Genomic DNA, 741 nt, shown 5'->3' with positions numbered 1-741 from the left:
GCACCACCACAGCGCGCGCCTCCGCGTGGGCCAGCGTGCTGGCCGCCGTCACCTCCGCCACCACCTGCTCGGACTGCTTGGGCCGCACCAGGCACACTCCCACCACATACGTCTGCCCAACACGCGGCGCCCCGGGGTGAGGGGTGCCGGATGCGGCGACGCAGCGGCGGGGACGCGGGTGCGCACCTTGGGACACATCCCGTGCGTAATCACGAGGCGGTTCTGGCCCATGCAGGCGCCGCCAGTGATGAGCGCAGGCCGGTCGCGCACTTTCGGCACGTACACGCCAGGGGGTGGCGGCCCGCGTGCTTGCTGCGCGAGGGCAAATACAGCCGCGGTGAGCAACGGGAGGCCGCCACAGCGGCAACGGCGGCGGGGGCGGCGGCGGCGGCGGCGGCAGGGGAGGCGGGCACCTGCATCGCCGGCATGGCCTTCATGTTCAAAGCCAACTGCACGTTGGGCGGCCAGCGCTGCGCCGGCGCTGGGTCCTGCATGCATACGCAGCGCAGCTGCAGCATGTGCATGCCGGTGCTGAGCAGGTGCATCACGTTGGGGGGGATGGTGAACATGACCTGTGACCGCGTGCAGTTGCGCGTGGACAGCGTGCGCGGCGGCTCCAGGTAGCCCTCCACGTGTGTGAAGGGGTCCACCGCCAGCAGTCGCACTTTGGGCGAGCGGTATGTCGCAGGGCCCAGCGCCGTAGTGCCCGCAGCCATGCCCATGCAGCTGGCATGCTGCACC

The 741-nt window shown here is 71.3% G+C and carries 1 protein-coding gene; it reads right to left on the bottom strand.

Translation table 11 applies throughout. The features are described from left to right. Positions 1-209: 209 nt before the first annotated feature. A partial coding sequence (locus tag ACK4SE_RS13940; RefSeq protein ID WP_409693908.1) for a hypothetical protein occupies positions 210-741 on the bottom strand: 532 nt, incomplete at its 5' end.

The sequence above is a fragment of the Brevundimonas sp. genome (genome assembly GCF_046293315.1).
Lineage (GTDB): Bacteria > Pseudomonadota > Alphaproteobacteria > Caulobacterales > Caulobacteraceae > Brevundimonas.
The sequence above is the reverse complement of the archived record's forward strand: the minus strand, read 5'-3'. Positions and strand labels throughout refer to the sequence as shown.